The organism is Methylobacterium sp. W2 (assembly GCF_020662345.1).
In the GTDB taxonomy this organism is placed as follows: Bacteria; Pseudomonadota; Alphaproteobacteria; order Rhizobiales; family Beijerinckiaceae; genus Methylobacterium.
The window spans coordinates 19478-28216 of the sequence record NZ_VMOA01000064.1 but is presented as its reverse complement, the minus strand read 5'-3'; the positions used below and the strand labels follow the sequence as shown (position 1 = coordinate 28216).

The window sequence follows — 8739 nt, the reverse complement described above, 5'->3', positions numbered from 1 at the left end:
AAGGTGTATGTCCGTGAAGGGACGAACCTCGACATGTCCGATATGTATGGGGGCATGCAGATCAGTTCCAACAGCAAGATCGGAGCGGGCGTAACGATCATCGGCACGCATGATGCTGATCGTATCTCGGCCGGGAATGGGGGGGATACTCTCGAAGGGGGAGAAGGCGGCGACAAGCTCTTCGCGGGCTCGGGCTCGGACACCTTCCACTTTGAAGCCGGCTTCGGTCGCGACAACGTCTATCGGTTCGATGTGAACGCAGACCACATCACCGTCGACATCGCCGAGGCCACAGGCGTGACGCTCAAAGGTTTCCACAACGGCCAGGACACCATCGTCACGTTCGCTGGCGTCGAGGGCACCAACAAGATCATCCTGCACGATGTCACGTTGACGGAAGCGCAGACTGCAATCGACAACGGACTGTTCACGTTCGGGGCCTAACCCACGGCACGCCCCGTGCATAGCGTTTCGGGAGCTTGTCCTCCCTCATGCTCGTCTGAACAACTGACCCGCCCGGCTCACGCCGTGGCGGGTTTTTCGGTTTCAATTGAACCAACGGCGGGGCGTAAATCCGTAAACGGCGACCAGTGCCAGCGTCGCGAGCAGCCATGGCATGTCGCTGAGGAGGGCGAAGATCAGCAGGCCGACGTAGGCGACTGCGGTCGAGGCCATGATCGCTGCTACATATGGGTTCACCGCCCACTTACTCCTTGCCCGCCCAGTTCACACGGTAGCAGGTTTTGCTTAGTGGACCGACGGTGTAGGCTTGCCTCCGAACTCAGAGGGCTAGGCCATGAACGACAATGGCGAGATCGAGTACGACATGTTCCCGGACGGTCCCGGCTGGACGGTGCGCAACGTGAAGTCCGGAGAGCCTGCTTTTGTGAAGGGTGTCCGTCAGACGCAGCTATCGTTGGACGACGCAGACGATCTCGTGGACCTACTCAATAATTTGGAAATGCTTGAGCCCGGCTCGTCCGTGACCTGGGCCGACGGCTCGCGTTAGGCGCTCTAAAACGCGCCGCCTCCAAACCCATCGCAAACCTGGCTTACTCTATGCAGGGGGGCATACACCATGCCGCATGCCTGCCAGGTGACGCTTGCTATGGAGGCTGCTTTCTCCGAGAAGCATTAGCTACTAGCGCGCTCGGCTTAGGTCGCAGCGGGATTTCCCTATCCGCCTTTTGATATCAAGCCCCGCAATGGGCCCAATGGCCTGAGGCGTCATTTCCACCTGCGCCCCCTGCCGCTCAGGAGCGAGCTGCGAAATGGACCAGATACGAGCCGAGCTCATAGAAATCCTGACTTGCAAGATCGATGCACTGGAACACCTTGCCTACGTTATGGCAGGTATCGCAGCCGATCTGCGCTTGCATGGCGGCAGGCCTGAAGCGGATGCCGTGACCTCGATCGTAAGAGCGCATCGGATCGAGGCACTTCGAGTGCGGGGCGAGCTCGCCGCCTGCATGTTCGATCCTATGAACGATGTCGACGGGATGGCTTAAGATCCCGGCTCACGGGATGTTGCATATCAACCGATCGCCTTCTCAGAGAGCTGGCCACTGACAAGGGACGAGACCGTGATCCGGTTCAAGGTTGAGGGCAGCCCGCTCTGATGACCTAGCCCCGGCACGGCCCATGCACCGCCCTCGCGTTCCTCGACGAGGGGCAGCTTTTCCCTGAGCTGGCAACTTGACCCCGCCCGGCTCGCGCCGCGGCGGGTTTTTTATGCGCCCCCAAGCGCCGCGAGCGCAAGCGGAAGCCCGACCACTCGCTTCGTCTAATGCAAAGCGTCTTTGTATGAATTACTACATACACTTGTCGAAAAAATCACTTGGATTAATCTAGCCTTTCCATGCTTGGAGGCGGCGATGGAGTCCAAGTGTATTATCTCATACGATCTGCGACCGGACGACAGAACCTATGACCGGTGGACGGTCTACAACACTAAAACCGGTCATCCGGCCTTGGTGAGGGGCGTCTGGCAAACTAGCTTGCCCTTTGCGGATGCTGATGACCTCGTAGACCTGCTCAACGCCATGGAGCGAGCTGCGCCCGGTTCTTCCGTCACCTGGGCCGATGGCTCGCGTTAGACTCACCAAGGCCGCGGCCGCGTGCTCATCGTGTCGACCCTCTTCCGACGGCCGTTCTTCCGCTCAATCCAGACCTCGGCGCAGCATAGGGCGAGGTCCGGACCCCAGTCGTAATCGCCTTTCCAATTTGGATCGCGGCTGGGATGGCTCCTGAAATCCACCGACTCGCGCAGGATCAGCCTCAGCCGAAACTCACCGTCGTATTGGCGCTGGAGAAGCCCACGCAGGCACTCTGAGGAGGCGGCCCAAGCGGCTCCGCCCTTCGTGTCTGGGAAGTTGCGTGGGCCATATTCGTCGGAGAAGAGCTTGCGCCACGCCGGGCCGTCATCGGCCATATTGCGCCTACCTCTTCACCGCCCAGATCGGCACGGCCCCCTTCGGTCGGCCCGGTACGTCTCGAAAGTACCGCGTCCGCTCGAACTGGATGAAGTCCGCCTCGACGGCCGACACCACCTCACCGCTCAGCACCATGGCTCCGCAGAAGTCGGAGCGGATCACGCCGAGGTCAGGATGGACGCCGAAAAGCTGCAGCGTCGTCCAGCCGAGCCGTCCGGCCTCGTCGGCGTGCTTATCGAGGAAATCGAGGGTTGCGGCGTGGACAGCCTGCCAGCCCTGCGCCGTCAGACCGGGGCACGGGACCACGCTGGGCTTCATCCCGAGGAAGGCTTCACGCCACGCCTGCGGGCTGCCCGGTTCGATCTTGAAGGTTGGCGACGCTGACATGAGGTCCGACGGCTGAGGTGGGCCGGACGGGATAGGGGAGCGTGACGCGAGTCGCTATGGCTGGGGAGCCACATGCGACGAGGGGTCGGCGCAAACCCAGCCGGATCGCTCCGCGCCAGACCTTCTTTTGATCTTATCCGCACTGAGTCGGTGCGGGATGCGCAAAAAATAACCGTTTGAAATCATATGGGCCGAAACTCCCGCACCTGCGTATATGGCCTTTGATTTCGTTGAGTTATTTCACTCCTGCCGGGCCCACCACTTGCTTTCTAAGTGCCCGTGGTGGCACAAGATACTGATGGTAATCAGCTTCTCAGACGCGACTGTGACACATCGAGCGGTGAACCTGTGGCCCACCACCCCAATCTCACGACCCGCGAGGGCACGTTCTATCTCCGCATGCGGGTGCCGGTGGATATCGCCCGTGACGTCGGGCGGTCACATCTCGTTCGCAGCCTTCGGACGAAGGATCGGCGCGTCGCGCTTACCCGGTTTCGCATCGAGCAAGCGCGGCTGGAGCGAGAGTGGGAGACCGTGAGGCGGCAGCGCTCAGAAATCGCTCATACGCGGCAGCTTCTCGCATCCGGACGCGTAGAGGCTGTTATGAACCGTTTGCCAGTTGAGCGGCCTGTTTGAGCATGAGGCAGACGAAGGCGACGATGTGGAGATCGGCGAGTGTGCTGGGATAGCGCTCGTAATCCTTGGCGAGGCGGCGGAAGCGCGTCGCCCAGGCGAAGGAACGCTCCACGACCCAGCGGCGCGGCAGCAGCACGAAGCCGCGCTTGGCCTCCGGGAGTTTGACGACCTCCAGTTCGATGCCGTGTTCGCGGGCGGCCTTGGCCGGCTTTTCCCCGGTGTAGCCCTGGTCGACATAGGCCAGATCGACGCTATCCCCGGTGGCGGCCTGCACGGCCTTCGCCAGATGCCCGACCTGGGCACGGTCGTCGGCATCGGCGGGGGTGACGTGCAGGGCTAGGAGGTGGCCCAGGGTGTCGACGGCCAAGTGGACCTTCGACCCCTCTTGGCGCTTGGCGCCATCGTAGCCGGCCCGCTCGCCGCTCTCGGGCGTCGAGCGCAAGGTTCGACTGTCGAGGATCGCCGCGCTCGGCTCAGGAGAACGCGCGGAAGCCAGGCGCAGGAGCGCCCGCAGATCGTCGGCCAGTTGCTCGAAGCAGCCTGCCGCCAGCCAGCGCTGCGCCTGCTGGTAGACGGCTTCTCAGGGCGGGAGGTCGTGGGGCATCCATCGCCAGGGGGCCCCCGTCTTCACCACGTAGCGCAATCCGTTGAACGCCTCGCGAAGCGAAGACTCTCGCTGCCCCGCATCCTCGCGCAGCAGCGTCAGGTACGGCGCGACCAGCGCCCATTCATCATCGGAAACGTCGGACGGGTAGGCTTGGCGCGAAGAGGGCATGCCTCCTCATCTGGATTCCAGACCGCTCAGGTCCATAACAGCCTCTAGGGTGAGATCCGCAATTGCCTTTCGGAGCCGGGTATTCTCGGTCCCCAGATCCTTCATCCGTCGAACCTGATCCGACTTCAGGCCGCCAAACTCACGCCGCCACCGGTAGTACGTCACTGAACTCACGCCGAGCGCGCGGATTGCATCTGCAACGCTCTGGCCCTGTGAGATCAGCACATCCGCCTGCCGTAGCTTGGCGACAATTTCCTCAGGCTTCGGGTGCTTTGCCATTCTGTCCGTCCTCCAGGCTCAAAAGCCATACTAAAGGGCGGACCACTTCAATGGGGGCTGACCAGAAGCGCGCCTATGCGATCGCCGACAACGAGATCGCGACCCTGACCGGATGGGATCGAGCCACCCTCGCCCTTGTGCTTGACGAATTCGCCATCCATCGACCGGTGATTGATCCGGATCTCTCCGTCATCGGTTTTGAGATCGCCGAACTCGGCCTGCCGACAGGCGGTCTGGAGGAGGAGCACGTCGCCACGCGCGCGTTCTGAACTCGCGCGTGCGGCACCATGCGAAAGGCGCCGTGCCCCCCGCTTCAATACTCGTCCGGCTCATCTCAGAGGCCGGATCATGCGGAGGCAATCGACCGCCTGGCTATCGTCACGACCTCATCGGGGGTGGGCGGGTTGGCCGGATGATGGCTCAGGCACAAAGGTGTGCGCAGCTTGGCCGGCTTCCCCGAACCCTCGGTCGCGAAATAGAATTCGCCCGCGCCGAGTTTGCCGATGTCGCCGGCCGCGCCCCCGCTCGCCGCCATGATCTCTTGGGCCGCGGCGATGGTCGCGGGTGCGCTCTGGCGGCCGAAGAACTGCGTCGTGCAGTTCGAGACGATCTGGTTGTGCAGGCCCTTGGGCACCTGCGTCGCGACGACCATGCCGAGCCCGTACTTGCGTCCTTGCGCCACGAGCTTGATGCCGCTGCCGAGACTCGGACAGGCCCTCTGCGACGGCAGAAAGGTCTGCGCCTCGTCCACGACGTAGAGCATCCCGCGTGGGCTCGGATGCGTCTTGATCCAGCCGAACAACGTCATCTGCAATCGGTTCACGAAATCCTCCCGCGCCGCCTCCGAGGCGAGACCGGCGAGGTTGATCACCGAGATGCGGGTGCGCGTCGGGTCGGAGCCGAAGAACAGGGCCTGCGGGTCGAGCACGCTGCCCCTGGCTTTCAGGAGCGGGTTCGTGGCCACGGCCGCGTGCAACTCGTCGGCCATCCCGGCGGCGATCCTGGTCGCGCCGCCGATCTCGCTTACGCCGTCCGGCAGGTCGGCGAGCAAGGCGGTGAAGTCCGCGAGGCTGCCGCCGCCGCGCTCGGCGAAGAGGCGCAATGCGTCGGCCAGCACGCCGCGCTGGATCGTCTTCCTCGCACCGGCGAGGGGCCCCACGGTCTCCGTGGCCATCTCGACGGCCTGTCCCCGCTCGTCACCGTCCTCGCCGAGACCCGAGAAGTCCGGCAGGACGGACAGGAACAGCGGATTGCCGGCAGAGACCCCAGGCGTCCAGACCACCACCTCGACGCGCGCGGCGTAGCGGGCGGCCTTGTCGGCGTCCTCGGGTGTGAAGGCCGTCGGCCGTTCGGGCCAGGAATCGCCGAGCCGCGACAGGTCGTTGTTCGGATCGACCACGATGGCGGGGATGCCGGCGAGCGCGGCCTCCTCGACGAGTCGGCGCAACAACACCGTCTTGCCCGAGCCGGAGCCGGCGATGATGGACGTGTGCCGCGGCAGCAGCCGCAGCGGAAGCGTCACCGGCGGCGCGTCCGGCGTGAGGCGATGCCCGACCGGGATGGCGTCGGGCGGAACGGCCGGAGCAGGCCCGATCGGCTTGGACGGGGGTGTCAATGGTTTTGCGGCGTCCGGGGTCTCCCTCGGCATCCGCGCCACGGAGGTCGTCACCGGCACGTCGAGGGTCCCGGTGGAGTCCGTCCCGTCCCCGAGGACGGGGACGTCGGCTCCTCTCGCCTCGGCCAGACCGGCCTGCCGAAAGAAGGCGGTGGCGCGCACGAACCTGTGCGCCCGCAGCCAAGCCTCGAATCGGTCCTGCCGCCCCTCCTCGGCGGACGTCACGTGCAGGTCGCGCAAGGCGACGAAGGTGCGCAGGTCGTCCTCGACCGGGTCGATCAGCACGCCCTTCGCCGCAAGGAAGGCATCGAACAGCTGCTTCGTCTTGGCGCCGCCGGGCACCGGGGCACGGCGCACGATCACCAGGCTTCGGTCGGGCATGCGGGCCGAGATGCCGGAGGCGGTCAGCGCGGCGCGCAGGCGCGCCTGGAAGGCGATGGCGTTCTGCTGCAGCAGCGCGCGGTAGCACACATGCCGTTCGTGGTCGTTCCGATCGCGGTCGATCAAGATCAGCCGGCCGTGCAGAGGCGGGATCTTCTGGTCCGGTTCGCCCTTGCTCGCCACGTCGAGCGCATCGTCCGGATCGTCCTCGAGGGCGTAGAGGTCGAAGGCCGTGCGCAGGATCTCACCGAGGGCCGCCTCCTCGTCGAGCAAACCGGCGATGTCGGCGTTGCGCTTGGCCCCGTCGAGGTCGAACACGGCGTCGGCGGTTGCGTCGCGCGCCTGCCCGTCAGGGGCTTGGACGAGGCTGATACACACGGTGACGGCCCCTTGCGCGAGGCAATCGCGCCGGAAGGCGTCGCAGCGCATCAGGAGCGTGCGCGGCATCATGCCGGAGCGGGCCGCGTCCGCGATCGCGGCGTCGCTGTACGGCCAAGTCGGATACGGGGGCTCGAAACCCGCCTCGGCGTAGGCCGGGGCCAGTCGAGCGCGGATCAACGCCGCCGCTGCGGTGCGGTCGTTCATGCCCTGCAGCAGGACGGGCGTTACGTATCGCTGCAGCAGCGGCGTCAGGGCCCGCTCCTGCAGCCGCTCCCAGGAATTCTGGAGGCAGGTGATGACCGTCATGCCGCGGTGACGGACATCGTGGAGTTCGAGCAGGCCGGAGGCGAGCACCTCCGCCAGCCCCTGCCTTCCCTCGAACTCGTCCTGCCCGACAAAATGACCCGCGTCGATAACCCCGTCGATCTGATCGACGGCGACCAGGACCGGACCGCTCAGGCTCATGATCCACGACATGCCCTCGACGAGTTCCTTCGGCGTGGGCGGCGGGCGGAGAAACCCGAGTTCGGCGCGGGCGACCGGGTCGGCGTCGTAGCCCTGCAGCCATGCATGGGCGAGGCCCACCGCGCCGAAATCGTTCGAGCGCAGCAGACACAGGGCGCGGAACACGTCCTGGTGCTTGAGCGCGCTCCCCATGTCGACGCTCATCAACGCCTTGACGAGAAGGACGACGATCTTGCGCGTGTCGACGTCGGGGGTGTTGAACGCCTCCTCCACATGCCTTTCGACCTTGAACTGGCGCGCCACCCCGGCCAGCACGGCGTCGGATTGGCGCCGGCCGTCCGGCATCTGATGCAGCATGGCCGTGAGGAAGCTCAGCGCGGCGCTGCGCCAGAACTCCGACAAGCCGAGGACGTCGAGCATCACGAACCAGCTGCCCGAGCGCCAGGCCTCGCGTCTCAGTTGCCCGACGAGATGTGTCTTGCCGACGCCCGACGGACCGATGAGCACGCGCCCCATCGCGCGTGAGGCGCGACCGGGCGCTTCCCTGTGCAGGTCCGCGATGATCCCGGGCGGGAGCGCATCGTTCGGGCCGCCGGTCGGCTCCACGTCGAGCCACACGCTGTCGAGGGTGCGCACCCAATCGAAGTCGACCCGGCGCAGGGCGTCGAGGGCATCGCTCATGACTGGATCCAGATGATGTGGAACGGTTCGCCCGCCGGGGCGAACGCCGCTTCGCGCTCATCGGCGGTGAGCGACTTCGGATCGCTGAGCTGGCTCAGCCGCGCCGTCGGATCGCCGGCCAGGATCGCCGCGAGCCCGGCATCGACGGTGGCGCGGTCGAGCTCGCTCAGATGCGCACGCAGCGCGCTGAGGCGCACGGCCTGTGCCTTCTGCCCCTCCGTGAGCGCGAGATAGGCGGCCTCGATGCGGGTGCGCACCTGCTTCTTCGTAAGCTTCCTTGGCTGTGCCGAGCCCGATGGTGCCGCCTTAGCGGCACGTTTGCGCGTGGGTTTTGCAGGGAGGGACTCGGCAGAGGGAGACTCGGCAGAGGGGGGCTCGGGCGTCGCCGGCGTGCCGATCAGGCCGGCCAGCGTCTCGCCGGTCGTGGCGAGATGTCGGTCGATCCGCTCGAGCCAGTCCTGCAGGACGCGGAAATTCGTTGGGAGCGGGTCGCGTAGGTGCTGGCCGGCCCAGTCCCAGCCCCCATCCGTGACGGTCAGCCGGAGGGAGCGACCCTGCTTCTCCTCGGAGAGGTACTGCCCGGAGACCAATGCCCTGCGATCGGCGGCGTCGACCTTGGGCACGACCTCGCTCTGCAGGGCGCTGCCGTGCTTGCCCAGCAGGCACCACAGGATCAGCGCCTGCTTCGGCGTCGGCGTCTGGCTCAT

Annotated in this window: 9 protein-coding genes and 3 pseudogenes; 5 read left to right on the top strand and 7 right to left on the bottom strand. The window is 65.6% G+C overall.

Going from position 1 to position 8739, the window contains the following annotated elements:
• A pseudogene (locus tag FPV16_RS24310) lies at positions 1–444 on the top strand (calcium-binding protein); the annotation flags it as partial.
• A 102-nt stretch (positions 445–546) separates the two neighbouring features.
• Here the strand turns inward: FPV16_RS24310 and FPV16_RS24305 are convergent.
• On the bottom strand, positions 547–699 hold the full coding sequence (locus FPV16_RS24305) for a hypothetical protein (protein ID WP_227441098.1): 153 nt from the start codon (positions 697–699) through the stop codon (positions 547–549).
• Positions 700–796: 97 nt separating this feature from the next.
• Between FPV16_RS24305 and FPV16_RS24300 the strand changes: the two genes are divergently transcribed.
• Together FPV16_RS24300 and FPV16_RS24295 are read left to right on the top strand one after the other, a co-directional pair.
• A complete protein-coding gene (locus FPV16_RS24300; protein WP_227441097.1) occupies positions 797–1009 on the top strand; it encodes a hypothetical protein in 213 nt (70 codons plus the stop codon).
• A 262-nt stretch (positions 1010–1271) separates the two neighbouring features.
• Positions 1272–1508: a hypothetical protein gene (locus FPV16_RS24295; protein WP_227441096.1), complete on the top strand. Its 237-nt coding sequence runs from the start codon at positions 1272–1274 to the stop codon at positions 1506–1508.
• A gap of 590 nt (positions 1509–2098) precedes the next feature.
• Here the strand turns inward: FPV16_RS24295 and FPV16_RS24290 are convergent.
• Together FPV16_RS24290 and FPV16_RS24285 are read right to left on the bottom strand one after the other, a co-directional pair.
• On the bottom strand, positions 2099–2431 hold the full coding sequence (locus FPV16_RS24290; RefSeq protein ID WP_227441095.1) for a hypothetical protein: 333 nt from the start codon (positions 2429–2431) through the stop codon (positions 2099–2101).
• 7 nt (positions 2432–2438) lie between these two features.
• Positions 2439–2819, bottom strand: coding sequence for a hypothetical protein (locus tag FPV16_RS24285; RefSeq protein ID WP_227441094.1), 381 nt, complete (start codon positions 2817–2819; stop codon positions 2439–2441).
• 273 nt (positions 2820–3092) lie between these two features.
• On the opposite strand from FPV16_RS24285, the gene FPV16_RS26505 reads away from it, so the two are divergent.
• Positions 3093–3455 (top strand): DUF6538 domain-containing protein, encoded by a 363-nt coding sequence (locus FPV16_RS26505; RefSeq protein ID WP_413629369.1) that lies wholly within the window; start codon positions 3093–3095, stop codon positions 3453–3455.
• Here the strand turns inward: FPV16_RS26505 and FPV16_RS24280 are convergent.
• Together FPV16_RS24280 and FPV16_RS24275 are read right to left on the bottom strand one after the other, a co-directional pair.
• Positions 3421–4230: pseudogene (locus FPV16_RS24280) on the bottom strand (IS5 family transposase). The gene FPV16_RS26505 and the pseudogene FPV16_RS24280 overlap by 35 nt on opposite strands.
• 33 nt (positions 4231–4263) lie before the next feature.
• Positions 4264–4509 (bottom strand): annotated as a pseudogene (locus tag FPV16_RS24275) (transposase); the annotation flags it as partial.
• 50 nt (positions 4510–4559) lie between these two features.
• Between FPV16_RS24275 and FPV16_RS24270 the strand changes: the two are divergent.
• A complete protein-coding gene (locus FPV16_RS24270) occupies positions 4560–4778 on the top strand; it encodes a hypothetical protein (protein WP_227441093.1) in 219 nt (72 codons plus the stop codon).
• Between the two features lie 77 nt (positions 4779–4855).
• Here FPV16_RS24270 and FPV16_RS24265 read toward each other — a convergent pair whose 3' ends face one another.
• Positions 4856–8032, bottom strand: a complete 3177-nt coding sequence (locus FPV16_RS24265) for an ATP-binding protein (RefSeq protein ID WP_227441092.1) — start codon at positions 8030–8032, stop codon at positions 4856–4858.
• Complete coding sequence (locus tag FPV16_RS24260) at positions 8029–8739, bottom strand: hypothetical protein (RefSeq protein WP_227441091.1); 711 nt, start codon at positions 8737–8739, stop codon at positions 8029–8031. Before FPV16_RS24260 ends, FPV16_RS24265 begins: the two co-directional genes overlap by 4 nt.